At 64.6% G+C, this 26,268-nt stretch carries 18 protein-coding genes; 3 read left to right on the top strand and 15 right to left on the bottom strand.

Annotation, left to right across the window (positions count from 1 at the left end):
* The first annotated feature begins 12 nt into the window (after positions 1–12).
* Together NY023_RS14940 and NY023_RS14935 are read left to right on the top strand one after the other, a co-directional pair.
* Complete coding sequence (locus NY023_RS14940) at positions 13–1,305, top strand: MFS transporter (protein ID WP_023663526.1); 1,293 nt, start codon at positions 13–15, stop codon at positions 1,303–1,305.
* A gap of 11 nt (positions 1,306–1,316) precedes the next feature.
* The gene (locus NY023_RS14935; protein ID WP_013972765.1) at positions 1,317–2,279 is read left to right on the top strand and encodes a 2-hydroxyacid dehydrogenase; all 963 of its coding nucleotides are present in this window, start codon (positions 1,317–1,319) and stop codon (positions 2,277–2,279) included.
* A 107-nt stretch (positions 2,280–2,386) separates the two neighbouring features.
* Here NY023_RS14935 and NY023_RS14930 read toward each other — a convergent pair whose 3' ends face one another.
* Complete coding sequence (locus tag NY023_RS14930; protein WP_023663517.1) at positions 2,387–3,691, bottom strand: MFS transporter; 1,305 nt, start codon at positions 3,689–3,691, stop codon at positions 2,387–2,389.
* 324 nt (positions 3,692–4,015) lie between these two features.
* On the opposite strand from NY023_RS14930, the gene NY023_RS14925 reads away from it, so the two are divergent.
* The gene (locus tag NY023_RS14925) at positions 4,016–4,891 is read left to right on the top strand and encodes an AEC family transporter (protein WP_013972763.1); all 876 of its coding nucleotides are present in this window, start codon (positions 4,016–4,018) and stop codon (positions 4,889–4,891) included.
* 117 nt (positions 4,892–5,008) lie between these two features.
* On the opposite strand, the gene NY023_RS14920 is transcribed toward NY023_RS14925, so the two are convergent.
* The 14 genes from NY023_RS14920 to tssE all read right to left on the bottom strand — a co-directional run bounded on the left by NY023_RS14920 (position 5,009) and on the right by tssE (position 26,245).
* Positions 5,009–5,602 (bottom strand): hypothetical protein, encoded by a 594-nt coding sequence (locus tag NY023_RS14920; RefSeq protein ID WP_013972762.1) that lies wholly within the window; start codon positions 5,600–5,602, stop codon positions 5,009–5,011.
* A 167-nt stretch (positions 5,603–5,769) separates the two neighbouring features.
* Positions 5,770–8,286, bottom strand: coding sequence for an excinuclease ABC subunit UvrA (uvrA, locus tag NY023_RS14915; RefSeq protein ID WP_013972761.1), 2,517 nt, complete (start codon positions 8,284–8,286; stop codon positions 5,770–5,772).
* A gap of 154 nt (positions 8,287–8,440) precedes the next feature.
* Positions 8,441–9,538, bottom strand: coding sequence for a type VI secretion system protein TssA (tssA, locus tag NY023_RS14910; protein ID WP_013972760.1), 1,098 nt, complete (start codon positions 9,536–9,538; stop codon positions 8,441–8,443).
* Between the two features lie 95 nt (positions 9,539–9,633).
* Positions 9,634–10,152 (bottom strand): Hcp family type VI secretion system effector, encoded by a 519-nt coding sequence (locus NY023_RS14905; RefSeq protein WP_013972759.1) that lies wholly within the window; start codon positions 10,150–10,152, stop codon positions 9,634–9,636.
* 143 nt (positions 10,153–10,295) lie between these two features.
* Positions 10,296–12,791, bottom strand: a complete 2,496-nt coding sequence (gene tssM / locus NY023_RS14900; protein ID WP_013972758.1) for a type VI secretion system membrane subunit TssM — start codon at positions 12,789–12,791, stop codon at positions 10,296–10,298.
* On the bottom strand, positions 12,788–13,696 hold the full coding sequence (tagF, locus tag NY023_RS14895; protein WP_013972757.1) for a type VI secretion system-associated protein TagF: 909 nt from the start codon (positions 13,694–13,696) through the stop codon (positions 12,788–12,790). The genes tssM and tagF overlap by 4 nt, the downstream gene beginning before the upstream one ends.
* Positions 13,693–17,496 (bottom strand): type VI secretion protein IcmF/TssM N-terminal domain-containing protein, encoded by a 3,804-nt coding sequence (locus NY023_RS14890; RefSeq protein WP_013972756.1) that lies wholly within the window; start codon positions 17,494–17,496, stop codon positions 13,693–13,695. The genes tagF and NY023_RS14890 overlap by 4 nt, the downstream gene beginning before the upstream one ends.
* Positions 17,497–17,526: 30 nt before the next feature.
* On the bottom strand, positions 17,527–18,243 hold the full coding sequence (gene icmH / locus NY023_RS14885; protein WP_013972755.1) for a type IVB secretion system protein IcmH/DotU: 717 nt from the start codon (positions 18,241–18,243) through the stop codon (positions 17,527–17,529).
* Positions 18,240–19,583: a type VI secretion system baseplate subunit TssK gene (gene tssK, locus NY023_RS14880; protein ID WP_013972754.1), complete on the bottom strand. Its 1,344-nt coding sequence runs from the start codon at positions 19,581–19,583 to the stop codon at positions 18,240–18,242. Before tssK ends, icmH begins: the two co-directional genes overlap by 4 nt.
* On the bottom strand, positions 19,580–20,302 hold the full coding sequence (gene tssJ, locus NY023_RS14875; protein WP_013972753.1) for a type VI secretion system lipoprotein TssJ: 723 nt from the start codon (positions 20,300–20,302) through the stop codon (positions 19,580–19,582). The genes tssK and tssJ overlap by 4 nt, the downstream gene beginning before the upstream one ends.
* Positions 20,303–20,326: 24 nt before the next feature.
* Positions 20,327–22,912: a type VI secretion system ATPase TssH gene (tssH, locus tag NY023_RS14870; protein WP_013972752.1), complete on the bottom strand. Its 2,586-nt coding sequence runs from the start codon at positions 22,910–22,912 to the stop codon at positions 20,327–20,329.
* A complete protein-coding gene (gene tssG, locus NY023_RS14865) occupies positions 22,909–23,979 on the bottom strand; it encodes a type VI secretion system baseplate subunit TssG (RefSeq protein WP_044047053.1) in 1,071 nt (356 codons plus the stop codon). Before tssG ends, tssH begins: the two co-directional genes overlap by 4 nt.
* Complete coding sequence (gene tssF / locus NY023_RS14860) at positions 23,943–25,763, bottom strand: type VI secretion system baseplate subunit TssF (protein WP_013972750.1); 1,821 nt, start codon at positions 25,761–25,763, stop codon at positions 23,943–23,945. Before tssF ends, tssG begins: the two co-directional genes overlap by 37 nt.
* Positions 25,763–26,245, bottom strand: coding sequence for a type VI secretion system baseplate subunit TssE (gene tssE / locus NY023_RS14855; RefSeq protein ID WP_013972749.1), 483 nt, complete (start codon positions 26,243–26,245; stop codon positions 25,763–25,765). The genes tssF and tssE overlap by 1 nt, the downstream gene beginning before the upstream one ends.
* Between the last annotated feature and the right edge of the window lie 23 nt (positions 26,246–26,268).

Genomic DNA, 26,268 nt, shown 5'->3' with positions numbered 1-26,268 from the left:
GAGAAACGAACCATGCAAAGCCAAAGCCTGGCACCTCGCCGCTGGTGGTACATCATCCCGATCGTGTTCTTCACCTATAGCCTGGCGTACCTGGACCGCGCCAACTACGGGTTCGCCGCCGCTTCCGGCATGGCTGAAGACCTGCATATCACCCCCGCACTGTCTTCGCTGCTGGGGGCACTGTTCTTCCTTGGTTACTTCTTCTTCCAGGTGCCTGGCGCCATCTACGCCGAAAAGCGCAGTGTGAAGAAGCTGATCTTTGTCTGCCTGATCCTCTGGGGCGGCCTTGCCACGCTCACCGGCGTGGTCAGCAACGTCTACATGCTGATCGCCATCCGCTTCCTGCTCGGGGTGGTGGAGGCGGCGGTGATGCCGGCCATGCTGGTGTACCTGTGCCACTGGTTCACCCGCGCCGAGCGTTCGCGCGCCAATACCTTCCTGATCCTCGGCAACCCGGTGACCATCCTGTGGATGTCGGTGGTGTCGGGCTACCTGGTCAAGCATTACGACTGGCGTTGGATGTTCATCATCGAAGGCCTGCCCGCCGTCATCTGGGCGTTCTTCTGGTGGCGCCTGGTGGATGACCGCCCGGCCCAGGTGAACTGGCTGAGCGAGCAGGAAAAGGCCGCCCTGGAACAGGCGCTGGCTGCCGAGCAGCAAGGTATCAAGCCGGTGAAGAACTACCGCGAGGCGTTCCGCTCGCCGCAGGTGATCATCCTTTCGCTGCAGTACTTCTGCTGGAGCATCGGTGTGTATGGCTTCGTGCTGTGGTTGCCGTCGATCCTCAAGCAGGCGGCCAACCTCGACATCGTGCAGGCCGGCTGGTTGTCGTCGGTACCTTACCTGGCGGCGGTGCTGGGCATGGTCGGTGTGTCGTGGGCGTCCGACCGCCTGCAGAAGCGCAAGCGTTTCGTCTGGCCGCCACTGCTGATCGCCGCCGTCGCGTTCTATGGCTCGTACGCCTTGGGCACCGAGCACTTCTGGCTGTCGTACGCGTTGCTGGTGGTCGCCGGCGCCTGCATGTACGCACCCTATGGCCCGTTCTTCGCAATCGTGCCCGAGATCCTGCCGGCCAACGTCGCCGGTGGTGCCATGGCACTGATCAACAGCATGGGCGCGCTGGGCTCGTTCGGTGGCTCGTGGCTGGTGGGTTACCTCAATGGCGTCACCGGCGGGCCTGGTGCCTCCTACCTGTTCATGTGCGGTGCGCTGCTGGCCGCAGTGGCGCTTACCGCCGCACTCAATACTTCCCAGACATCCGGCCGGGCCAAGCGCGGCAACTCGCGTCTGGCCATGAACCATTAGGAACCTGTGCAATGAAGAAGCGAATCGTCCTGTACAAACGCCTGTCCGACGACTTGATGGCACGCCTGCAAGAGCGCGTCGAGGTGACCTGGGTGGATACCTCCCAGCCCGATGGCCTGGCCCGTCTGCGCGATGCCTTGCCGGGGGCGCACGGGCTGCTGGGGGCCAGCCTGCGCCTGGATGCCAGCCTGCTCGACCTGGCGCCACAGCTTGAAGTGGTGTCCAGCGTTTCGGTCGGTGTCGACAACTACGACATCGCCGAACTCAGCCGGCGTGGCGTGATGTTGACCAACACTCCCGACGTGCTGACCGAAACCACCGCCGACACGGGCTTCGCCTTGATCCTGGCCACCGCCAGGCGGGTGGTGGAGCTGGCGAACTGGGTGCGAGACGGGAGCTGGCAGGCCAACCTCGGCCCGGCGCATTTCGGCAGTGATGTGCACGGTAAGACGCTGGGCATCGTCGGCATGGGCCGCATCGGCGAGGCCCTGGCCCGGCGCGCCGCGGCCGGCTTTGGCATGCGTGTGCTGTATCACAGTCAGCGTGCAAAGCCAGAGGTGGAGGCGCGCCATGCTGCGCGTCAATGCAGCCTGGACGAGCTGTTGCAGCAGGCGGATTTCGTTTGCCTGACCGTGCCGCTGAGTGCCAGCACCGAAGGCCTGATCGGCGCGCGGGAGCTGGCGCTGATGAAGCCCCAGGCAATTCTGGTGAACATTTCCCGCGGGCGCGTGGTGGATGAGCCAGCGCTTATCGAAGCGTTGCGTGCCCGGCGCATACGCGGCGCCGGCCTGGATGTGTTCGTGCAGGAGCCGTTGCCGGCGCAGTCGCCGTTGTTGCAGCTGGACAACGTGGTGGCGACCCCGCATATCGGCTCGGCGACCGAGGAAACCCGCCAGGCCATGGCGCGCTGTGCGGTGGACAACCTGCTCAGTGCCCTGGCTGGTGAGCGCCCGGCCAACCTGGTGAATGGCTAATTTCGCGGGCGCGCCCGCTCCCACAGGTATGGCGCATTCCTTCAGCTGGTGGGGTCCCTGTGGGAGCGGCCTTGTGTCGCGAAAGGGCTGCAGGGCAGCCCCCGGAGTCAATGCGATTCTGAACGCTGCGCCTGCGCTGGCGCAGCACTCTCCACCGGCTCCAGCGGTGGGTGCTCCTGCGCCGCGTGCATCAGGTCTTCGGTCACCCGCAGCTCGGCACCGGTCGGCGAGAAGGTGGTCGAAGCTGTGAACGGAGCCGGGTGTTCTGCCGCCGGGCGCTTGCCTCGGCGCCACATGAAGAAGCACACCATGGCCAGGTTGACCACGGCAAAGGCCCAGAACAACCCGGCCTCGCCAAACTCGGTCATCATCGGCGAAATCGCCACCGGCGCCATGGCCGAACCCAGCGAGTTGATCAGCAGCAGGCCCTGGATCATCGGCACCAGTGCATCCGATGGCGCGCGGTCGGCCGCATGGCTGACCGCCACCGGGTAAAGGGTGAACACGCCACCGCCCAGCAAGAACAGCATGGCCGGAAGCAGGATCGAGTCAGACGGCAGGAACACCGTGACCAGCGACAGCAGCACGCACAGCCCGGCCAGGGCGATCAGCACATCCTGGCGGTCCTTGCGGTCAGACCAGCGTCCGACCGGGTATTGCAGCAGCATGGCACCCAGAATTACCCAGGCCATCATGTTGCCGACCTCGCCCACATCCAGGCCGATGCGCTGCAGGTACAGCGGCAGCAGGGCATAGATGCCGGCAATGGCCACACCCGAACCGAAGCAGCCGACCAGGCCCGACGGCGCAACGCCCAGCAACTGGCGCGGCTTGAGCGGTTCGACCTGGTCCAGCAGTGGCGACACCCGCGGCAGGATCACGATGGGCAGTACCGACAGGGCGGCGAGCACGCCGGCCAGCATGAACGGTGCGGTGTCACCCATCTGGGTGATTTCGCCAAGGCCGGCCTGGGCGATGACCCCGGCGCCGTAGAAGGCAATCATGTACAGCGCCAGCAAGCGGCCGCGGATCTTGGCGTCACCGGCCAGCAGCAGCCAGCTTTCGATCACCAGGAACACGCCCACTGCCGCCCAGCCGTTGATCAGGCGCAGCACCGACCACCAGGTGACGTCGTAGAACAGGCCTTGCAGCAGGATGGTCACGGCGATCAGCGAGGCGAAGCTGGTATAGGCGCGGATATGGCCGATGCGCAGGATCAGCCGGTCGTTGAAGATGGCACCCAGGGTCAGGCCGATGAAGTAGGTCGAGGAGACCACACCGATGGTGGTGGCTGATTCGCCGGCAGCGCCCAGGCGCAGGGTGGTGAGGGAAGACATGAAGCCGTTGCCCAGGGCAATGATGAACAGCCCGAGCAGGGGCGCCAGCGCCATGGCCAGCAAACGCGGAGACATAGGTACCTCTAGTTGGATGAGCGGAATGAGCGCCTTTTCGGACGCGCACACCGGCTCGACCCGAACGGGGCCGAGTGGCTGCACGGATGTGCCTGGGCTGGATGCGACGTTGCCGGTTGCCACCGTTCAAGGCGACGGGCGAAAAGGAAGCGCGATTCTACGGGCTTGCGCGGTTTTGCCCAAGGGGCTTGGGTGTGCGACGAGACGCCGCAGTCTGTGGGCGACACGAATGCGTCTTGGGCGGACATCCCGGGGCCGCAAAGCAGCCCCGGCAATACCGAAGACTGCGGCATAATGCGGGGCCCACCCCCAAGGAAGGCCCCCATGTTCGCTTCGCTGTTCGCCGTCCTGGCCCCGGTTTTCATCGTCGCCGGCATCGGCTATGCCTGGGCCCGCAAGGGCCTGGACTACCCCACCGAATTCATCGCCCGGGTGGTGATGACCGTCGGCACCCCGTCGCTGGTGCTGTCCACGCTCAGCCGCACCGAGCTGGACCCGAACGCTTTCACCAGCATGGCCATGGCCTGCCTGCTGTGCACCTTGGGCATGGCCCTGGCCGGCTTGCTGGTGTGCCGCGCTTCGGGCATGCACTGGCGTGTGCTGTTGCCGGCGTTCATGTTCCCCAACACCGGCAACATGGGCCTGCCGATCAGCCTTTATGCCTTTGGCGAACACGGGCTGGCCCTGGCCGTGGCGTTCTTCCTGACACTGTCGATCGTCCAGTTCACCCTCGGCATGGCCATTTCCGGTACTGCGGCTTCGTTCAAGGCACTGCTGCGCAACCCTATCGTGATCAGCCTGGCCGGCGCCATGCCGATCATCTTTCTCGATTTCGAGTTGCCGCGCTGGCTGGCCAATACCGCAGACCTGCTGGGCGGCATGACCATCCCGCTGATGTTGCTGACACTGGGCGTGTCGCTGGCCAGCATTCGCCTGCGCCATGTGGGCAGCGGCATGCTGCTGGGCGGCTTGCGCATTGGCCTGGGGGCTGCTGTAGGCTGGGCGGTAGGTGCGGCGCTGGGCATGGGCAACCTGGAGCGTGCGGTGCTGGTGGTGCAGTCGGCGATGCCGGTGGCGGTTTTCAATTACCTGATGGCGGTGCGCGCCAACCGCGAGCCGGAGCAGGTGGCGAACCTGGTGATGTGTTCTACGGTGTTGTCGTTTGCCTGGTTGCCGGTGGTGCTGGCCTGGTGGATGTAAGTCTGTACCGGCCCTTTCGCGGGTAAACCCGCTCCCACAGGTACTGCGCAGGTCTAAAGGCCTGTGATGGACCTGTGGGAGCGGGTTTACCCGCGAAGAGGCCGGCACGGCAAACGGCTATTTCTCCTGCAACCGCCACCCCTGGCTGGTCAGCACCATCGCCCGGGTTTCCTTGAGCGGTGCGTCATTGCTGGCCACCGCCTTGCCCAGTTCGGCAATGCTGGCCTTGACCCCGTCATCCCCGGCCCAAGCCGGTAACCCGGTGATCTTGTAGGCATAGGTCACATTCGACATCTTCTGCCCGGTCACCTCGCTCGGCTCACTGAACTGCTCGATCGCGGTGACCTGCGCCTTGCCGAAGCACAGCCCGTTATCTGCCTTGTAATACTTGCGGCCTTCGTCGGTGAGGTCATAGGCGTAGTAGATGTCCGTGCGTGCCGCTTGCCACAGGCGGGCGGGCACCTCGGTGCGCGAGATCTCCTTTTCGCTGACCACACCTACCTGGGCCAGGGCATGCAACGCTTTGTTGGTGCTATGGACGTCGAAGTCCTGGGTTCTGGTGGGGAATGAACTGATGACGAAGCAGTGTGGGTACTGGGTATCGAGGTAGGCCTGGGCGGCCTTCTGGAAACTGGCCTCGCTGGTTTCCTCGCTGTTCGAGCAACCGGCCAGGGTTGCCAACAGCGCCAGCGGCACGATCTTCCTGTACATGGTGACACTTCCTTGGGTGACAAAGGCAAACGGGTCGTGCGCGATTAGAACCTACGGGCTAGAGCGGCGCAATCATGGCAAGACGGCATCTCTGTTCACCACAGATCTTGCAAGCTGTGTAAGTACCTGTAGGAGCGGGTTTACCCGCGAAGAGGCCGGTGCAGGCGCTACAAGGCCTTGGCCAGAAACGCCGCAGTGCGGCTTTCAGCACACCCGGCCACCACCTGTGGCGTGCCGCTGACCACCACCTGGCCCCCGGCATCCCCGGCCCCAGGGCCGATGTCGATCACCCAGTCGCTCTGCGCGACCACCCGCATGTCATGCTCGACCACCACCACGCTGTGCCCGCCATCGACCAGGCGGTTGAGCTGCACCAGCAGCCGATCGATGTCTTGCGGATGCAAGCCGTTGGTAGGTTCGTCCAGTACATACAGCGTCGCCCCGCGGGCCATGCGCTGCAGCTCGGTGGCCAGCTTGATGCGCTGCGCCTCGCCGCCGGACAGTTCGGTGGCCGGCTGCCCCAGGCGCAAATAGCCCAGGCCGATGTCCTGCAGCACCTGCAGGCAGCGGCGAGCCGCTGGCTGCTCGGCGAACACTTGCAGGGCCTGGTCGACGGTCAATTGCAGCACCTGCGCGATGTTCATGCCCTGCCAGCTCACCGCCAGGGTTTCCGGGTTGTAGCGAGCGCCATGGCAGGTCGGGCAGGGCGCGTAGACGCTGGGCATGAACAGCAACTCGACACTGACGAAGCCTTCGCCCTCGCAGTTCTCGCAGCGCCCCTTGGCAACGTTGAAGGAGAAACGCCCGGCATCGAAGCCTTGTGCCTTGGCCTGTTCGGTGGCAGCGAACAGCTTGCGTACATGGTCGAACAGGCCGGTGTAGGTGGCCAGGTTGGAACGAGGCGTGCGGCCGATCGGTTTCTGGTCGACCTGCACCAGGCGCTTGATGCTGCCAAGGCCGGCGCTGACAAACCCGCCGCTGGCCTGTTCCGGTTCATCTTCCAGGCTCTGCTCCTCAGGCTCGCTGCGCAGGTCGGCATGGCCCAGGTGCGCCCCCACCAGCTCGAGCAGAGCCTGGCTGACCAGGCTCGACTTGCCCGAGCCGGAAATACCGGTGACGGCGGTAAAGCAACCCAGCGGGAATGCGGCACTGAGGTCGTGCAGATTGTTGCGGCTGATGCCTTCGAGCTTCAGCCAGTCGCGGGCCTGGCGTGGTGTGCGCGTGGCCTGGGCCAATGTACTGAACAGGTAGGCCCGGGTGCATGACTGCTCGACCCGGGCCAGGCCGGCGGGCGGCCCGCTGTAGAGAATGGTGCCGCCATGCTCGCCAGCGGCAGGCCCCACATCCACCAGCCAGTCGGCGCGACGCATGGTATCCAGGTCGTGCTCCACCACATACACCGAATTGCCTGCCTGCTTCAGTCGCTGCAGCGCTTCGAACAGGGCTTCGCTGTCGGCCGGGTGCAAGCCGGCCGACGGCTCGTCCAGCACGTAGATCACGCCGAACAATTGCGAGTTCAGCTGGGTGGCCAGGCGCAGGCGTTGCAGCTCTCCAGAGGACAGGGTAGGGGTGCTGCGCTCCAGGGCCAGGTAGCCCAGGCCCAGGTCGAGCAGGGGACCGATGCGTTCGAGCAGTTCGTTGGCGATGCGTTGCGCGGCGAGGCGTTTTTCCAGGGTCAGGTTGCCGTCGTGCTGCTCCAGATAGCCTGGGGCAGCAACCTGACGGAACACCTCGGCCAGCGCCTGCAACGACAACCGCGACAGCTCGCCTATGTCGCAGCCGGCGAAGGTTACGTCCAGCGCCTCACGCTTGAGGCGCTTGCCCTGGCACTGCGGGCATGGGCTGGGGCGCATGTACTGCGACACACGCTTGCGCATCTGCGCGCTCTGCGAGTGCATGAAGGTGTGCAGCACGTAGCGCCGGGCACCGCTGAAGGTGCCCTGGTAACTCGGCTCGAGCTTGCGCTTGAGCGCAGCGCGGGTTTGCGCCGGGGTCAGGCCGGCATACACCGGCACCGTGGGTGTTTCATCGGTGTAGAGAATCCAGTCGCGTTGCTGCTGGGGCAGGTCGCGCCAGGGGGTATCGACGTCATAGCCCAGGGTCACCAGAATGTCCCGCAGGTTCTGCCCCTGCCAGGCCATCGGCCAGGCCGCTACGGCCCGCTCGCGGATGGTCAGCGACGGGTCGGGGACCATGGTCGCCTCACTCACTTCATAGACCCGCCCCAGCCCATGGCACTCCGGGCAGGCACCTTGCGGGGTGTTGGGCGAGAAGTCCTCGGCATGCAACATCGGTTGCCCGGCCGGGTAGCTGCCGGCGCGGGAGTAGAGCATGCGGATCGAACTGGACAGGGTAGTCACGCTGCCCACCGAGGAACGTGCACTCGGCGTGCCGCGTTGCTGCTGCAGGGCCACGGCAGGCGGCAGGCCTTCGATGGCGTCGACGTCCGGCACGCCGACCTGATCGATCAGGCGCCGGGCATAGGGCGCCACCGATTCGAAGTAGCGGCGCTGGGCTTCGGCGTAGAGGGTGGAGAAGGCCAGCGAGGACTTGCCCGAGCCGGACACCCCCGTGAATACCACCAGCGCGTCGCGAGGGATATCCACATCGATGTTCTTCAGGTTGTGCTCGCGGGCGCCACGAACGCGAATGAAGCCGGTGGGGGCGGGTGAACGTGGCGGCATCTGAGCGGTCCTTGGCGGTTGAGAGCACTCACGTTAGCAGTATTTGTGGTGCCTGTACCGGCCTCTTCGCGGGTAAACCCGCTCCCACAGGGACCGCGTACAACCTGGGCGGAGCGGGTTTACCCGTGAACAGGCCGGTGTAGCCGATACAGCATCAGGATCTTGGCTCGCGGGTGCCCAGCACGTCGCGAATGTTGTCCACCACGTTGCTGTCCTTGATCACATCGCTCAGCCAGCCTTCCAGCGGCATGTTGCCCCACTTGATGGCGCGTTCGATCAGGTAGGGCACCGGGCTTTGCGGTTCGCTCTGCTTGAAGAACTGGGCGATACCCGCAAGCATGGTGAAGGCTTCGTCGCGGGTCAGTGGCGTCGTGCGCATCGGCGCAGGCGTGGTGGCCTGGACGGGTGTGTTCATCGGTTCACCTGCTTCGCTGGTGGGAGCAACAGTGGCTTCGGGCTCTGCCGCTGCCGCAGTGGCGGGGTGCAGTTCGACGCCGCGGTCCTTGAGCAGTTTTTCAGCCAGCTGGCTGGCGCGCGACAGCATGTCGGCAAGGCTGGCAAAGCTGGGCGCCTCATGGCCGAACAGGCGGTCGGCACTGGCTTGCAGGGCTTTGCAGGCCTCCAGGCTGGCGGCGATCTGCAGGGCCTTGGTGCGCAGGTGTTCGGTGTCGCTGAGCGCCACCGAGCGCTGGAAGATTTCGGCGTTGATCTTGCCTTCGTTCAGCGCGGTCTGCATTGCCTTGGGGTTCTGCAAGGCAAGGTTTTCTACGTAGCGTGATTCGTCATAGCGCAACACGCCAAAATTCTGCCCTTGGGTAATGGGCAAGCCACCGGCAATGTCGGTGAGCGTGGTCTTCAGCCAGGACAGCCGCGCAGCGCGTTCGTCCAGGCCATCTTCGAGTGTTGGGTACAGCGTGTCCCAGAATGCTTCCAGTACCTGTTCGGTCAGCCGAAGGCCAAAGGTGATGCCTTCGAAATGTTCACGCTGGGCCAACCCTTCGCTGAGCCAGGCTACCAGCATCAGGTCCTTGCTTTGCTGCGCCAGCCCTTGGGCCGACAGGTTGACCACCTGCTCCCAGTCGGCGGTCTTCAGGTCGGTTTGCCAGTCGCCCTGGGTCAGGTAGTCAGGGTCTGCCCGGCGTGCCTCCTTGATCTGGTCGAACAAGGCAGAGAAGCTCAAGTCTTCGCCACTGCCACCCTCGATGGGTGCGGTCAGCGTTGCCAGCGAAAGGTCATTGAGGATTTCAGGCATAAAACACTCTGGTCATGGCAGATGAACAGCGTGCCAGGTCACCTGGCACGCTGTGGGATGTGGGCCGCCGTAGCGGCCCCCGGGTACGCAGGTTATCAGGCAAACACTTTGTTCGCGGTGCGGTCCCAGCCGCCGACGATGTTGCCGCCAGCCTGGCCGTCGGTGCGGTTCTGCTGGGTGTAGGTGGTCTTGATGCGGGCGAAGTTGAAGCTGATTTCTTCGACCGGCAGGTCGCTCACAGCCTTGTCTTCACCGTTCTGGTTGCCACCGGCGATGAAGCGCACCGAGGACACCACGACTTCTTCCATGTCGATGGTCAGGTAGGTGACCTTGTCACCACCGGCGCGGTTCACGTTCAGCTTCAGCTTGGCGATGTGCTTGCCGGTGCAGCAGTGTTCGAACAGCTTGGCCGAAGCCTTGTCGACCGCCTTGCGGATCTTGAAGTCGCTCAGGGCAACACGCTCGGACGACGCACCGCCCGAGGAGCTGGCGGTAGCCGAGGTGGCCTGGGTGGCGCCGTACTCGTAGCCCAGCACTTCGATCCAGTCCTTGTGCTTTGCATCCAGTACTTCGCCCGGGATGCCGTCGATTTGGATATACGCGTCAAATGCCATTGTGAAACTCTCCATTAACAACATTTAAAGGGTTGCTCATGCGCCCCTTGGTTTTGACCTCGCCGAACCTGTCGGCAGAGGTAGCTTTCCGCCACCCGGGCCTCCTCCTGTGAGGCCCGGGTAGCCGGTTCTTGCAGCGGGCTTCAGTTGAGCCCGCGTACTTCGATTTCCACCCGGCGGTTGGGCTCCAGGCACTTGATCAGTTGCGCTCGCGGTTGCTGCAGGTCGCAGTTGACCAGCGGCTTGCGGCTGCCTTCGCCCTGGGCGACCACCAGTTCGGCAGGTACGCCCTTGCCGACCAGGTAGGTGCGAATGGTCTGCGCCCGCTGTTTCGAAACCTGCAGGTTGCCTTGGCTGTCGCCGAGCTGGTCGGCGTGGCCGGAAATGATGATCTTGCCGATGTCGGGCGTGTTCAGCAGTTTGCTGGCGATTGCGCTCAGCTGGCGCTGGCCCTCGCTCTTCAGGCTCTGGAAGTCGGCCCGGCCGAAAGCGAACAGGGTGTCGGACTCCAGCGTGATGGTCTCGATCGAACGCAGCGACTGGGCGCGCAGGCTGTCGATGTAATTGCGCGAACTGGACATCAGGAAGGCGTTGTCGAGGATACGCGGCACATCCGGCTCACGAATCTGGTCGCTGTAGAAGGTGATCTGGCGGCTGGCGTACAGATAGTTCTGGTTGCCGCCAGCCTCGCTGGCGGCCGCGGCCATGCTCTTGCCGGTATGGCGAGCGATGGCCGGGTACCAGTAGTCGGGCAGGTGCGCCTTGAGAAACGCCGGGTCGGCGTTTTCGCGTCGGGCCGGCGAGAGCATCACGTAGGTATCCAGCGCCGCCTTGCCGAAGTCGGCGATCGACTGCGCGCGGTTGTCATGTGGCAGCGCCTCGGCCTCGACGCTGTCCACGCCGCTCACAGGCTGCAGTTCGCGGGTGTTGCGCTGGTACACCTTGATCGTGGTCAGCAGGTACAGGGTGCGGGTCAGGTTGTCTGCCGTGGGCTTGAGCATCACGTTCTGCAGCGTGGCGAAGTAACGGCTGCGCAGCAGCGGCTCGACCTCATGGCCCTGGTACAGGCCCAGGCGCATGCCCAGCGGCACGCCCTGTTCGCGGTGCTGCCGATAGTAGTGCTCGGCCCAGAAGCGCAAGCGATCAAGGCTATGCCAGGCGGCGTACTGGCCGCGGGCAGCCTGGTCGTCGGCCTTGGCCTGGGCCAGTTCGCCGGCGATGTTGGCCAGGATGGCGCGGTTGTTCAGGTACGACCAGCCCCACAGGCTGCACAGCACCAGGGCTGCCAGGCCGGTGGCGGCAACCCAGCCCGCCTTGCGCCGGCGCTCCCGCGTGTTGCTGGTGTACAGCGCCACCAGGTGCTGGTCGGGGATGATCACCTTGCGGAACAGGCTGTTGATGAACAGCGGCGCCGGCTGGCTGACGGCAGTGGCGGTGCCTTCGGCATGTTCGAGGGCGAAGCGTTCGGCCACATGCTGGCCGTGGCTGCCCCACAGGGCTTCATCGGCCTGCAGTGCGGCAGTGAAATAGAAACCGCGCAGCATTTCGGCGTTCTGGTACGGGTTGGCGCGCAGCAGGCTGTCGACGAATTGTTGCAGGCGCGGCTTGAGTGCGGCCAGCTCCAGCGGGAAGCGATAGGCCGCATTGTTCTGCCGGGTTACCTGAATATCTTGCTGCACCAGTTGCTGGTTCGCCACCTGCTGCCAGTAACCGGTCAGCTCGTCCATCGCCTTGCCGAAACGCTGGCCCCAGTCGGCCTGTTCGTAACCCTTGTGCGAGAAGGTCTTGCCCATCACCTCGCCACGCGCGGCGTCGTCAAGCTGGCGATAGAACGGGGTGAAGCCGGGAATCAGGTCGCACTTGGTGAACACCAGGTAGATCGGCAGGCGCACTTCCAGCAGCGCGCAGCTTTCCTGGATCCGTTCACGCAGGCGCTTGGCCACGCGGTCCTGGTCCTCGGCCGAGCCATGCAGGATGTCGGCGATGCTGACGCTGACGATCAAGCCGTTGAGAGGGCGGCGTTGGCGATGCTGGCGCAACAGCTGCAGGAAGCCGCGCCACTTGCCGGCTTCTTCGGGGCTGTTCATGTAGCGCCCGGCGGTATCCAGCAGCACGGCTTCGGAGCTGAAGAACCAGTCGCAGTTGCGCGTGCCGCCAAGCCCCGCAACCCGTGCGCCTTCGCGTTCGGCATAGGGGAAGTTCAGGCCCGACTGCAGGATCATCGTGCTCTTGCCGGCAGCCGGCTGACCGATCACCAGGTACCAGGGCAGGGCGTACAGCGCGTCCTTGGCCGAGGTGCCGCGAGGTGTGTTACTGCGCAGGCGCTCGATGCTCTGCAGCAGGCGTTCGCGCAGCAGGCTTACTTCTTCGCGGTCGGCGGGGGTGGCGTTGAGTACCGCCTGGTCGGCATCGTCGCGCAGTAACCCTTCGAGGTTGTGGTGCTGGCCGGCGCCGCGATAAAGCAGCAGTACATAGCCTGCCGACAGCAGCAGAAACACGCCGATACCGGCCAGCAGGCTATGCAGCGAGGCGAAGCCCAGGGCGCAGCCGATGGCCCAGACCAGGAAGATCGCCAGGAAGAACGCCACTCCCAGCAGGTAGGGTTGGTAGCGCAGGCAGTAGTACTTGATCTTGTTCATACAGGCGTCGCATCCAGCGCATCGACGAATTGGCCGATGACATGTTCAAGAGATCGGTCGTAATCGTGCAGCCGTGGCGCTACCGTCAGCGGGTCGAGCGGCTCCAGATGCTGACCTGCTTCGGCGCAACCACTGAGCAGGCGGTAGGCACAGTTGGCGTGGCGCGACGGCAGGCAGTACAGCCGTGGCTTCATGAAATCGTCGGCCAGCAGGCTCACCGCCGGCACGCCGGGCTGCCGGCTCATGCGGGTCAGCCAGGTCAGCCAGAGGTCGGCGGTAGGGTTTTTCAGGCCGCGTTCGGCCGGCAAGGGCAGCTCGATGCCACCGGCGAAATCGTTGTGCAGCACGGCTCGGCTTGCCTGCAGTAGCGCAAGCGCCTTGTCACTTTTGAAGTCCGGCCAGGAGCGCAGCAGGGCGCGGGCGACATCGGCCAAGCTGAAATCCTTGAGGAATTTGGCGTGCACCTGGCGGAACAGGTCGAGGTCCTGGGCCTGCAGCGGCCGCAGGGCCTTGATGCGTTCGAACAGGCTGGCGCAGTCAGCGCCCTGCACCGCCTGGTGCAGCATCGGCTTGATCTGCGCGCTGAACAGCTCGCCGAGGGTGAACGGGTTCACCAGCATCGTGGCTCCCTCGCCCTTGAGCAACTGGAAGATGAAGAACGGGTAGCGTCGCTGGCTGGCATCCCGCGAGCTGAGCAGGCCACCCAGCAGCCAGTTGCCGTTGCTCGCGCGGTAATTGAAGAAGCACATCGGCAGTGCGTCGAACAATGCCTGCCAGTCTTCGCGGTGGCGCATGGCCGCCAGCGCAGACTGCAGCCAGGCGTCGAACTCGCAGACTTCTTCCGCCGCGCCATGCAGGCTGACGAAGTCTGCGCTCGACGGCAGCTTGCCGAAGCAACCGATCATTGGGCGCCCCTGTCGTTGAGGGCGCTCAGCGCCTTGACATCACCCAGGTCGGTCAGTTTCACCCCACCGAAGTTACGCACTACAAGGCTCACGCGGCCGCTGGCGGTGTTCCAGCTGAAGCGTTGCTGAATGCCGTCCAGGTCCTCGACCCGGGCGCTTTCGTTCATGCGCAGCAGGCCCCAGCGCCCGGGGAAGTCGAACACGGTGACCCGCGCGCCACTGAGGGTGACCACATCCAGGCGGGCACCCGGAGCGTTGCTGGTGCCCGGCCAGGCGAAGCGGTTCCAGCTACTGCGGCCGTTGCGGTAGTGCTGTTCCTGGCCATCGAGGGTGAACACGATGTCGGTGAAGTTGGCAGAAGGTTCCAGCATGATTTCGAAGCCGTTGTCACGGTCCGACAGGCTGGCGATCACCTGGCCCACGGAGCTGGCCTTGTCGATGCTGTTGAGCATGCCTGGGTTGACCAGCGCCGGTGCCTTGCCGTCGCCCACACCCAGGCCTTCACCCCCGGCCAGGTTGCCGATTTCGTTGCGCTTGAAGGCCGGCAGCAGGCCGCTGTCGGGGTCGACGAAGCGCTGCAGGTCCTTTACCGACGCCTCGTTGCGGCTGCTGCCGGCAATCGGGTAGCGGTGCGCCATGACCTGTTCCCAAGGCTTGGCGATCTGCTGCGCCCAGGCCTTGGCGATCTGCTGGCCGGCCGGGTCGCGCAGGGTCGCCCAGGCATACTGGATAGGCAGGCTGAACAGCCCCTGCAGCGAGCGCGACAGGCCGTCCTGGCTGGTGTCGACGCTGCTTTCCACATAGTTGCGTACGGTGGTGACTTCGCTCGGCTGGCCTTCCAGGGTCTCGCTGATCAGCTGCTTGCTGCTCTTGCCCACATCCTGCGAACGCTGGATGTTGTTCATGCGCACCTTGAGCTTGCGCAAGGCGGCCAGGTAGCGGTCCATGATGGTGCTGTCGGCGCCTTCGGCGTTGTTTTCGGCAAATACTCGCGCCACCGGTTCGAAGCGCTTGGCCAGGCTGCCGTCGTCCACCGCCGGCAGGGCCGGGGCGACGTTGGCGGGCAGGGCGTCCTTGTCGTCGAACAGGCCGGAGACCTTGCTCCAGAAGCCGTCTTCGCGGGTACTACCGAGGGCCGGGATAGCGTGCTTGGCCGGCAGGTCCCACTGGGTGTTGTCATTGACCGCAGCCAGCAGGTTCTTTACCGGCGAGTTCTGCACATCGCTGAGCAGCCCCAGCTGCTGGGTGGCCGAGGCCAGGTCGGCGAAGTGGCGTACCCCCACGCTGCTGACCATCTTGTACCAGGCCTGGGTGTAGTCGCGTTTGTAGCGGGTCATGAACTCGCGCACGAAGTTGGCCTTTTGCACGATGGCATCGCCACCTTCACCGTCCAGCACCCAGTCCGACTCGTTGCGCAGGTTGCCCGACACCAGCTTGATCAGTTCCGGCTTGACGAAGGTATCCCAGCCCTGGCGGGTATAGATTGCCGGTACGCCAGCAGAGCCATACAGCAACGCGCGGCCCGGTTGCGGCACCAGGTCGTTCAGGCTCAGGGCCGGGAACTGGCGGCTCGACTCGAGTTGCAGGCGCAGGTACTCGCGATCGACCAGCGAGCTGGAGATCATGAACGACTTGAGGTTTTGCCGGGTTTCGTTGATCAGCTGTTCGTTACGCGGCAACGACGGCGCCTGGCCTTGTTCCAGCAACTGTACGTACAGCGGGGCATTTTCTGCGATCACGGCTGCGTCGGCCGGAGTGCCTTCGGTGGCGGCGTTGGTCCAGGCCTGGGGCAGGTTGGCAGCGACGAAGGCCGGGTCCGGATGGCCTTGGGGCTCGGTCAGCAACAGGTACAGCTTGAGGGTGTTGTAGGCATCGATGATCGAGGCCACCTGCTGTTCGTCGAGGCGCCCGAGCATTTCTTCGGACAGTGACAGGCCACCGGTGGTGGCAGACAGCTCGGCGGCATCGCTGGCGGTGGCCAGGTTGACCTTGGCGGCATAGGCACCGGCGCGGCTGTTGCCCAGCGCAGCCTGGGCCTTGGCTGCAATGGCCGGGGCCAGCGGCTTGCCATTGCGTTTTTTCGGTGTCGGGGCCGGGGTGAATTCCAGCTCCTGGTTGATACCGTTGGCGAAGGTGTTGAAGGCCCGCATCTGCACTTGCAGGCTGCGTGCGATCGGCTCCAGCGCCTGGCTGCGCAGTTGCGCCAGGTAGGCGGTGCGAGTCACCTGGTGGATGGCTTCGCCATGGTACAGGCCACCCCCCAACTGCAGTGGTACACCCTGCAGGCGATGGTTTTCGACGCGGGCCATCTGTTCGCGCAGCACTTCCAGGCCCTTGCCAGCGGCCAGCTGCTGCTCGCGGTCTTCTGCCTGCTCGATCTGCGCCAGCTGCCCGCGCAGGCTGTCCAGCCATTGGCGGTTATTGGTGAACGACAGTGCCTGCCAACCGATGAACAGCAACCCGGTGGCGGCGGCCAGGCCCAGCAGCAGCGGGCTGAACGCAGCCTGGCGGCCCAGGCGCGACTGGTACAGGGTCAGGTCGCGATCGGGGAATATCACCTGGCGGAAGGTGTCGGTGATGAAGTAGCTGCGGTTGCCCGCGGCCTTGCCGACGTTCTCGGCGTGCTCATCGTAGGCGGCTTGCAGGGCGAATTCGTCGGCGATGACGTCTTCGTATACCTGGCCCAGCTGCTGCCCGGTCTGCAGGGCACTGGTGAAGTACAAGCCGCGCAGCAGCAGCGGGGCACCGCCGCGATGGCCGCGGGTGAAGTGCTCCAGGAACTGCTCGAGGACACCGCTGAGTGCGGCGAAGTATTGCGGGAAGTTCAACAGGGTGCTGTCGGCTTCGGCACCGAGGGCGATCACCTGCGCGTCGACATGCTGGCGAATGTGGTTCTGCAGGTTGCCCAGGCGCGTCTGCAGCACGGCGTGCAGGCCGTTGTTGCGGATTTCCGACAGGCCGAAGGTCATGCCCAGCGGTTGCTGGCGTTCATGCAGATCGAGGCCGTCGAACGCCTGGCTGAAGCCCGGCAACTGGTCGGTCTTGCTCAGCATCAGGTAGACCGGCGGGTTGGCGTCGAGGCACTCGGCATACTCTTCCACCCGCGCCACCAGCTGGGCCGCCAGGGCATTGCGTTCGTCGCTGTTGGCCGCCAGCAGCTCGGGCAGGCTGACCACCATTACCAGGCCATTGATCGCTGCCTTGCCGCGCTGCTTGCGCAGCATGCGCAGGAAGGCCGAGAACTCGCTGGCCGACTGGTCATCACGCAAATAGCGGCCGGCGGTGTCGATCATTACCGCGTCGGGGCTGAAGTACCAGTCGCAGTGCTGGGTGCCGCTTTCGCTGTCGTTGGCCGTGGCAATGCTGGCCGACAGGCCGGAATGGGTCAGCAGCGAGGTCTTGCCGGCTGCCGACATGCCAACCACCAGGTACCAGGGCAAATCGGACAGTGCCGCCTTGCCACCGCCTCCAGCGGAGCGGTCGGTGCGCAACATGGCAATGGCATGCTTGAGGCGTTCGCGCAGCACCTGCTGGTCACGGAACTCGCCAGTGGCATTCCACGAGCGATCAACCTCGATCTGCAGCAGGTTCTCCAGGTTGTGCTCGGCGCGAATGCGCTGGTATTGGCGCAGCACGATCACCAGCAGGAAGCAGGCGCTGATGATTGCCAGTGCTTCGGGCAGGTGCTGTTGCAGCCATGGCAGCAACGGGGCGACCAACCAGCAGGTCAACAGGCTCGCCAGCCACAGCAGCAGCAGGAGAAACCAGAAATTCTTCAAAAGGCGCAATAATGTTTTCATGTCTTCCTGACTCGGCTACCTGACGTTTGCTCAGGCACTGAACAGCTGGCGGATTTGTTCGGAAAGGGCGGCGACGTCCTTGTCCAGCAACCAGTCCAGCGTCAGGTACACGGCGACGCAGACCAGCGCGATCAGCGCCAGGTAAACCCACAGCGGCACCTCGTGGCGCAGCATCTGCGACACCTGGTCGGGCAGTGCCCAGTCCGGTGACAGTGCTTTGGGCGCCTTGCGGTAGCGGGCAATATCCTGGCCCAGGGTATTGGCCAGGTAGCGCAGCTGGTCTTTCTGGCCGAGGCTGAACTTGCCCTCGAAGCCCAAGGCCAGGCACAGGTGGTAGACCTCGAGTACATCGATGTTCTGCTTGACGTCGGCACGCAGCGCATCGACCTTCTCGAAGAAGCCTTCACCCGCCAGGTGCACGCCGAAGTAGCGGAACTGCAGCGGCTGCAGCTCGAAGTGCTGGCGCAGCTGGTTGTCGCTCGCGCGCAGCACGCTCTCGTCGAGGAAGGCACACAGCGCGTACTGGGTGTCCTTGACCTGTTCGGCGCTGTAGTTGGCAGCGCGGGCTTCGCGTTCCAGGTTGGCGAAGAAGCGTTCCACGCTGGCTTCGAAGGCCGGCACCGAGGTGACCTGACGACCACGCCGCACGATCAGGGCCATGCTGATGAAGTCCTGGACCAGGTCCTTGAGCGTCGGTTTGTCGTTGGCTGCCGCGACGGCGCCCTGTTGCAATACGGCTTCGGTCATTTGAGCACCGCCATCAGTTCAAGCTTGAGGTTGGTAAAGGCGCTGGGCGCGTAGAAGCAGATGGTCTGGGCATTCATCATTCGCTCGTAGACATGGCCATGCGGCTCGATGGCGAAGTACTGGTTGTCCAGGCGCACCGGAATTGCGTTGGGCAGCCGTGCGGCATGGTTGAGCGTGACGCCGGGCATCGCGCTGTTGACCACCACCTCGATGTCTTCCGGCGAGCCGACCTTGAATGCCCGCGGTACCAGCTCCAGCAGGCTGGCACCAGGCATGTCGGCATGGACCGAGATATAGAAGTCGGCCTCGGTCAGGCGTGGATCGTGCAACTGGCCCTGCCAGTACGACGGCTTGGTCTGGTTGAGGTTGATGACGATGCACTGGTTGGGCACCACGTTGTCGAGCATCACCCGGATCATCTCGTCGAGCTTGACCAGCGACGCGGCCGGGTCGTGATGGTCGTATTCGGGGATGTCGCTGAGCTGGGTGTCCAGGGTGAACGTCAGCAGGCCACCCGCCAGGTCGGCAAGGAACAGGTACAGGCGCTCGGGGTGCAGGCGCGGGTGCGCCAGCAGATGGGCCAGCTGCGGGTGGGCGCGGTTGACGGTGTTCAGCAGCCAGAACAGGGTTACGTCGCTGGAGCCGAACTCGGCGATCTGGTCTGCGCGTTCGCGGCGTCGGCCGGACAGGGCCTTGCTCTTGGCCTGCAGGGCGCCGAGCAGGCGCTTGCCGATACCGGCCAGGGTCTCGTGGCTGCCCAGATGCAAAGTGGGGTGGACGAAATGCGGGTCGAGATTGAAGCCGCCCATGCTGTTGCGGGTCAGCCTGGCCAGCGGGCAGTGGCTGTAGCCGTCCAGGCTGTCACCGTCCACCAGCAGCACCACGTTCAGGCGCAGGCTGGTGATTTCGTTTTCCAGCTCGCCTTCATTGAGGTCGGGCAGGGTATCGAACTGCTTGCGGAAACGCCGCGCGGCCTTGTGTTCCTGGCCGTCCTCGACATAGTTCAGGCCGAATGGCTCGGGCAGCTTCAAGGCAGCATGAACCTTGAGGTCGTTGGCCTTGAGCAGGTCCTTGAGGTCGCGGGCAGCCGGCAACGGGTCGTGCTGCGGTGCGTCGTAAAGGCTGCCGTCAGGGAACACCAGCTTGAGGCGCTTGAGCTGCAGCGAACCGTTGGCCAGGGCGTCCTCATCCACCTGCAGTACCTGCACACCCCAATGGAATGGGGTGGTGCGCAAGGTCGCCTCGGCCAGCTGGTGCTGGTGGAACTCATCCTGGTACTGGAAGTGCTGGGGCAGCAGGAACATGCCTTCCGACCACATCACCCGGCTCTGCTTGCTCATTTGACGCTATCCACTAAAGAGTTGAAGGTTGAATCCATGGTGTTCTGTGCCGATTTGCCGGCGGCATCGCTGGCCTTGTCGAGCACGGCGTCCTGCACCTTGTCGGTGAGCGTCGGTGCGTTGTCCCGGGCCTTCTGCGCGGCTGCCAGCTGGTCGGCGGTCGGCGGTTTGTTCAGTACGTCGACGCCACGCATGGCGCTGATTTCGGTGTTGTCCACCAGCACCCGCAGGCCGTCGGAAGAGAACCAGATACCGTCCTTGCGCAGCGAGTTGGCGTCGAAGGCGACCTTCCAGCGCGCGTCCTGTTCGTTGCGGAAGAACGCTGCCACGCCGACGTAGCGAGCGCTCTTGGCCAGTGGCCACTGGTCGATCTGGCCGATGCCCGGCAGCAGGGTGATCTCGCGGGCTTCCACCAGGGTGTTGCCCAAGGCCTTTTCCGGGGTGTCCCACAGGGTCTCGGCATCGGTCGCGGCGAAGCGTTCGAGGTCGGTCAGCTGGTACACGCGCATCACCACCGACAGCGGCTTGCCCTCGGCATCGGGGTTGAGCTGGTTGCCGCCGTCGGAGGTCAGGATGACCTTTTCGCTGTCGGCCAGCATGTCGGCCGCCCAGCTGTCTTCCATGCGCTTGCCGATACGGTCGGTGACCCCGCAGCCGGCCAGCGCCACCAGCAAGGCAGCTGTGGTCAGGCGTTTGAGGGCGGTGTGCTTGTGTTGCATGACGGCAAAACCTCCGTGTACTGGTCAGGCCACGCGATAGGCGAAATCGCCATCGCTGCCCAGCTCGATCGCAAGACGCTGGATCGGCGTGTCCTGGGCCATGCGCTCGAGCACGCGCTGGGCGAGCTCGGGCATCAGGGTCTGGGACAGGATGTTGTCGATGTTGCGCGCACCGCTGTCGACCTCGGTGCAGCGCGCGGCGATGGCCTTGACCAACGCCTGGTCGTAGCTGAGCTCGGCCTGGTGGTTGCGGGCGAAGCGCTTGGCGATGCGTTCGAGCTTGAGGGCGACGATGCGCTCGAGGATCTGGTCCTGCACCGGGTAGAACGGCACGATGCTCAGGCGGCCGAGGAAGGCCGGCTTGAACACATGGTTGAGCTGCTCACGCAGGTCTTCGACGATCGCTGCGGGCGTCGGTAGCTCGGTGGCGTTCAGGCAGGTCTGCATGATGCGCTCGGTACCGGTATTGGAGGTGAGGATGATCACCGTGTTGCGGAAATTGATCTCGCGGCCTTCGCCATCGTCCAGCACGCCCTTGTCGAATACCTGGAAGAACAGTTCGAGCACGTCGGGGTGGGCTTTTTCCACCTCGTCGAGCAACACCACGCTGTACGGCTTGCGGCGCACCGCCTCGGTCAGCACGCCGCCTTCGCCATAGCCGACATAGCCGGGAGGCGAGCCCTTGAGGCTCGAAACGGTGTGGGCTTCCTGGTACTCGGACATGTTGATGGTGATGAGGTTGCGTTCACCGCCGTACAGGGTATCGGCCAGGGCCAGCGCGGTTTCGGTCTTGCCGACGCCGCTGGGGCCGAGCAGCAGGAACACACCGATCGGTTTGTTCGGGTCTTCCATGCGTGCGCGGGAAATCTTGATGCGCTTGCCGATCTCGTGCAGGGCGTGGTCCTGGCCCAGCACGCGCTCACCAAGCAGGGCCGGCAGGCGCTGCACGGTGTCGATCTCGTCACGCAGCATCTTGCCCAGCGGGATACCGGTCCAGCCGCTGATGACCTGGGCGATGGCGCCGCTGTCGACCAGGGCATGGACCAGGGGCTGGTCGCCTTGCACGCGGGCCAGTTCGGCACGCAGGGCGTTGAGCTGCTTGGCATCGGCCTCGCTGGCGGCGTCCAGCGCCTTGAGCTGTTCGACCAGTTCCAGCTCCTGTTGCCACTGCGTGTTCAGCTGCTGCTCCCGCTGCTGCTCGGCCTGCAGGGCAGCCTGCAGCTCGCCCAGGCGGCGAGTGTGGTCGTGGCCTTTGCCGGCTTCGTGGCCGAGCACGGCGATTTCGGCCTGCAGGTTGTCGATCTGGCGGCGGCAGTCCTCCAGGGCGCCAGGTTGCGACGATTGCGCCAGGGCAATGCGTGCGCAGGCGGTGTCGAGCACGCTGACCGCCTTGTCGGGCAGCTGGCGGCCGGTGATGTAGCGGTTGGACAGGCGCACGGCCTGCACCAGCGCTTCGTCCATCACCGCTACCTTGTGGTGTTCGCGCATCTTGCCGAGCAGGCCGCGCAGCATGTGGATGGCCTTGTCTTCGTCGGGTTCCTCCACCTTGACCACCTGGAAGCGGCGGGCGAGGGCGGCGTCCTTCTCGAAGTACTTCTTGTATTCGGCCCAGGTAGTGGCGGCGATGGTGCGCAGCTCGCCACGGGCAAGGGCCGGCTTGAGCAGGTTGGCGGCATCGTTCTGCCCGGCCTGGCCACCGGAACCGATCAGGGTGTGGGCTTCGTCGATGAACAGGATGATCGGGTGCAGGCTGCGTTTGACCTCTTCGATCACTGCCTTGAGGCGGTTCTCGAACTCGCCCTTGACGCCGGCGCCGGCCTGCAGCAGGCCCAGGTCGAGGGTGTGCAGGGCCACATCCTTGAGCACCGCCGGCACGTCACCTTGGGCGATGCGCAGGGCCAGGCCTTCGACCACGGCGGTTTTGCCGACCCCGGCTTCGCCGGTGAGGATCGGGTTGTTCTGGCGGCGACGGGTGAGGATGTCGACCATCTGCCTTACTTCGAACTCGCGGCCCAGCACCGGGTCGATGCGGCCTTCGCGGGCGCTCTGGGTGAGGTTGACCGTGTACTGGTCCAACGCCGGGGTCTTGCCGCCGGCCTTGGTCGCACTGTTCACTGGCGCCGCAGGGCTGGCCTGCCGGGACTCGGCGCTGCCTTCTACAAGCGCGGCAAGGTTCAGGCGCAGGTCATCGGCGTTGATTTTCTCCAGCTCCGGCGCCGAGGCGATCACCACGCGACGCAGTTCGGCATCATCGAGCAGGGCCTGCAGCAGGTGAGCGCTGCGCACCTGGCCGACGCCGTATTCGATCGACGCCAGCAGCCAGGCCTGCTCGATCATGCGGGTGATGTGCGGCGACAGCGCCGGGGTGCGGGTATTACCTTTCTTGAAGGTGCCCAGGGCCGTGACCAGCTGCGCCTGCAGGCGCTCGGCGACTACTTCGTAGTGGCGCAGGATCGGCGCCAGGTCGCTGTCGCTGTTGTCGAGCAACTGCAGCAACAGGTGCTCCACCTCCACGTCGTAATGGTGCTCCGACAGGCACAGGGCCGCCGCGCTTTCCGTGGCCGTGCGGCTGGTTTCGTTGAGCTTGGCGAACAGAGACTTCAGGTTCACAAGGCGACCCCATCGTAAGGAATGTGGAAGACGGCGCAACGCGAAGGCTCCGCGTCACGACCAGGGCGTTTGAGCCAGCCCAGCCAGCCCAGGGCGACATTGCCACTGCGGCCCAGCTGGGCGCGTGGCACCGCCTCGCGCTTGAGGCGCGGGGCAATTTCGAAATCCAGTTCGGCGCCTATATAGAAGCGCACCAGCTCGACCAGCTTGCGGTAGCACGCGGTGCCCGGCTGGAAGCGCTGGTAGTCGGCCAGGCTTAGCGGGCCCAGCTCGATGCGGATGCACGACTGGTAGTCCCAGACCCGGTTGCCGGCTACGGCGCTGTGGCCGAGCTGGGCATTGCGGCGGCCGAGCTGGGTGCATTGTTCGGGCTGCAGGTGCAGCCAGCGCCCGGCGAATTGGCGGACCTTGATCGGCAGCGAGAAATAGAAGCCGAGCATGCGTTCGAGGTTCAGCGCGTTGCGCGGCTTCTGGCTGAGCAGGCCGGCAAAGTAGCTGAACAGCTCGCGGCGCAGCGCGGTTGGTTGCTGCTCGAACTTGAGTTGCTGCGCGCGCGGGCCGAGGCCGACCAGGTTGAGCAGGTAGCCATCGAAGCCCGAAGTGCCATTGCGTTCGTGCTCGATATGAAATTTGTACTTCTGCCAGGCCTCGTAGAACAGCGTGGTCATGCGGTGCGAGAAGATGTCGAGAAACGCGTGGGCGGCATCGTCGCGATAGTGCACGTGGCGCTCCAGCAGCAGCTCGGTATACGGGCGCGGCAGTACGCCTGACGGCCCGACCAGGCCCATGAAGGTGACCTGCACTTCCGACAGCGGCAAGCCGGCCGGCGACACCTTGCCTTCGCGCTCGAAGTGCAGGTCGCTGACCTCGCTGGCCGGGAACGCCAGCGACAGCTGGGTACGAAAACGCAGCGGGTCTTCGTGCGGCCGGGTTGCCAGGTCCATGCGCCCGGTACGGCTGTAGTGCAGGCGGAGCAGGCGCACCAATTGAAAGAATTCGAATCGGTGCGGCTCGGCTCGGGCCTGATCGATCAGACCAGGGGCTGATCGCCGGTGCGTGCTGGCCATTGGACGACTCTCTTTTCTCGTTGTTGGGTGCGCAGGGTCAGTTGGGTGAAGCTGTTCATCGAGCAGTACTGGCCGAAGAAGTGGTCCAGCACCATGCCGAACAGGTACACGCCACTGCCGATGAACTGGCTTTCATCCAGGGTCAGCGTGATGCCGACGCCACGTACGAAGTTCGGCCGCGGGTGGCCGATGCGTGCGACCACCGGCTCGCTGCTGATCGCCTTGATGCCGTTGATCTGTTTGCGAATGGCGGAAACATTGCGGTAGTTGTACAGCGACAACAGCTCCAGCAGCACTTCACGGCCCTGGCTGACCAGCGACATATGGTTCAGCGACAGGTGGGCGATCAACCGCCAGATCAGGCCCTTGCCCAGGGGCACACGCACCGTGGCGGTGGGCTTGCGCAGGCAGCGGATATCCTTGATCACCGAGTTGGCGGGAATGTTGAAGTCACCACGTTCGCCCCCGAACGGCAGCATCAGCGGTACATCGCGGTTGCTGCAGGTAAGGCCGATGCTGAGGGTGTCGCTGCTGGCGTCGATCAGCTCCAGGTCGCGGTCGACCACGCGGATGCTCATGGCGGTGGCGTCACCCTGGATGCGCCGGCGCGCCACCCAGAAGCTGCTGTGCGGGTCCTGCTCGCCACGGGGTTCGAAAAACGGGTGGCAGGTGGCGACCTGGTCGATGCCGCCGAGTTTGCGCACCCGCCGTACGCGGTCGATCGAGACGACTTCGGCAGCGTTGTGCAGCCGTGTATCGGGAGTGACCGGGTATTCGTGCTGGGTGTGGGTCAGCTTGATCGGCTCGGCTTGCTGGCGGAACAGGTTGATGATCGGTGTGCAGTTGAGCTTGAAGTTGTTGCGCCCGATGTTCTGTGTCAGCCGCGCCAGGCGCTCGCTGAGGTCGTAGTCGGAGAAATAGAAGTTGATCTCGACCTGCTCGATGGCCTTGCCCTGCAGAATGCGGGCAAAGCCGTTCAGGTCGAAGAACATGAACTTGTCGGGGAAGGTGAAGTACTCGTGCAGCAGGCGGTAGCCCAGGAACGAGCGCTCGGAGTAGTCCACCAGGCCTTCGTCACGGGCGTAGCCCACGGCTTTCAGGGCATCGGCCGGCAAGGCCACTTCGCGGCTGCGGCCCTGGTCCTGGAAGCTAAGGGTGGCCTTTGCCAGGTTGTTGAACAGCAGTTCGTACAGCTGCAGCATCAGGGTCGCCTCGCCGTCGAGGAAGAACCGCAGGCGGTCCAGCTCCATCTGCCCGAACAGGGCATCGCCGGTGGCTGCCAGGCGGATGCGCAGGCGTGCGACCAGGTCGGCGCTGTGGCCGTTGAAGGCCGAACGCTCCAGTTCGGCGAACGAGGCCTGCTGCACGGCAATCGGCCACAGCTCAACCGGGTAGCAGGTGCGGAACTTGCACACCACACCTTCCACGGCATTGGCATGCATTTCGGTATGGCGCGCCACCCGGTAGGCTTCGGTGACTTTCTCGTGCTTGCCCAGGCTCAGCTCGGCAATCGACATCGATGGGGTAGGGCGCAGGTAGTGTGGGTACAGCACCTCGAGGAAGGATTCGACGATTTCCGGAAACTCGTCATCGAGCTTCTTGTGCACCCGCGCAGACAGGAACGAGAACGCCTCGATCAGGCGCTCGGTGTGCGGGTCTTCGCAGTTGTCGCCCTCGATCAACAGCCGCGAAGCGATTTTCGGGTACTGCGCGGCAAACTCCTGGCCGAGGAAGCGCAGGTGCGACAGTTCCTTTTCGTAGTAGGGCAGCAGTTCGTCGAGCATCAGTTGAGGTTCTGCACTTTGTATTCCTGGGTGTTGACCTGCAGCACGGCGTCGAATGACACCTGGCGGCTGATGTCCTGCAGACGCAACACGGCGTCCACGCGGAAGGTCAACATACGGTGGCCGTTCTGCTGGGCCAGCAGCTGCACGCGGACACGGCGAAAACGTCGGTCCCCTGTGCTGATCGCCCGTTCCAGTTGCTGCTGGATCAGGCGCCGATCATGCGGGTCGAGCACGCTGCGGCTGATGAAGTCGGGCATGCCGTATTCGAGGATGGAACCACCGAGCTGGCTGTAGCCCTCCAGCTCTTCGGCGACCAGGCTCTGGCGAGTGTTCACCAGTACCTCCAGGTCACGGACGATGCTGGCCTTGTACTCGCTCAACGAGCAGGTGCGTTGCACGGCTGGCTCGGCCGACTGGTACGGACGGTCGTCCAGCAGTCGGTCGAGCAGCGAGGGCAGCAGGCGGGCCTGGTTACTCATGTGTCATCCCTGTACACACCGGC

Source organism: Pseudomonas sp. NBB, from assembly GCF_032701105.1.
Lineage (GTDB): Bacteria > Pseudomonadota > Gammaproteobacteria > Pseudomonadales > Pseudomonadaceae > Aquipseudomonas > Aquipseudomonas asiatica.
Note: the sequence above shows the minus strand (reverse complement) of the source record. Positions and strands in the feature narration are given on the sequence as shown.

What these genes read in the sequence shown, in the direction of transcription:
- NY023_RS14940 (WP_023663526.1), top strand. Translation starts at nt 13, where the DNA reads ATGCAAAGCCAAAGCCTGGCACCTCGCCGCTGGTGGTACATCATCCCG.
- NY023_RS14935 (WP_013972765.1), top strand. Translation starts at nt 1,317, where the DNA reads ATGAAGAAGCGAATCGTCCTGTACAAACGCCTGTCCGACGACTTGATG.
- NY023_RS14930 (WP_023663517.1), bottom strand. Translation starts at nt 3,691, where the DNA reads ATGTCTCCGCGTTTGCTGGCCATGGCGCTGGCGCCCCTGCTCGGGCTG.
- NY023_RS14925 (WP_013972763.1), top strand. Translation starts at nt 4,016, where the DNA reads ATGTTCGCTTCGCTGTTCGCCGTCCTGGCCCCGGTTTTCATCGTCGCC.
- NY023_RS14920 (WP_013972762.1), bottom strand. Translation starts at nt 5,602, where the DNA reads ATGTACAGGAAGATCGTGCCGCTGGCGCTGTTGGCAACCCTGGCCGGT.
- uvrA (WP_013972761.1), bottom strand. Translation starts at nt 8,286, where the DNA reads ATGCCGCCACGTTCACCCGCCCCCACCGGCTTCATTCGCGTTCGTGGC.
- tssA (WP_013972760.1), bottom strand. Translation starts at nt 9,538, where the DNA reads ATGCCTGAAATCCTCAATGACCTTTCGCTGGCAACGCTGACCGCACCC.
- NY023_RS14905 (WP_013972759.1), bottom strand. Translation starts at nt 10,152, where the DNA reads ATGGCATTTGACGCGTATATCCAAATCGACGGCATCCCGGGCGAAGTA.
- tssM (WP_013972758.1), bottom strand. Translation starts at nt 12,791, where the DNA reads ATGAACAAGATCAAGTACTACTGCCTGCGCTACCAACCCTACCTGCTG.
- tagF (WP_013972757.1), bottom strand. Translation starts at nt 13,696, where the DNA reads ATGATCGGTTGCTTCGGCAAGCTGCCGTCGAGCGCAGACTTCGTCAGC.
- NY023_RS14890 (WP_013972756.1), bottom strand. Translation starts at nt 17,496, where the DNA reads ATGAAAACATTATTGCGCCTTTTGAAGAATTTCTGGTTTCTCCTGCTG.
- icmH (WP_013972755.1), bottom strand. Translation starts at nt 18,243, where the DNA reads ATGACCGAAGCCGTATTGCAACAGGGCGCCGTCGCGGCAGCCAACGAC.
- tssK (WP_013972754.1), bottom strand. Translation starts at nt 19,583, where the DNA reads ATGAGCAAGCAGAGCCGGGTGATGTGGTCGGAAGGCATGTTCCTGCTG.
- tssJ (WP_013972753.1), bottom strand. Translation starts at nt 20,302, where the DNA reads ATGCAACACAAGCACACCGCCCTCAAACGCCTGACCACAGCTGCCTTG.
- tssG (WP_044047053.1), bottom strand. Translation starts at nt 23,979, where the DNA reads ATGGCCAGCACGCACCGGCGATCAGCCCCTGGTCTGATCGATCAGGCC.
- tssF (WP_013972750.1), bottom strand. Translation starts at nt 25,763, where the DNA reads ATGCTCGACGAACTGCTGCCCTACTACGAAAAGGAACTGTCGCACCTG.
- tssE (WP_013972749.1), bottom strand. Translation starts at nt 26,245, where the DNA reads ATGAGTAACCAGGCCCGCCTGCTGCCCTCGCTGCTCGACCGACTGCTG.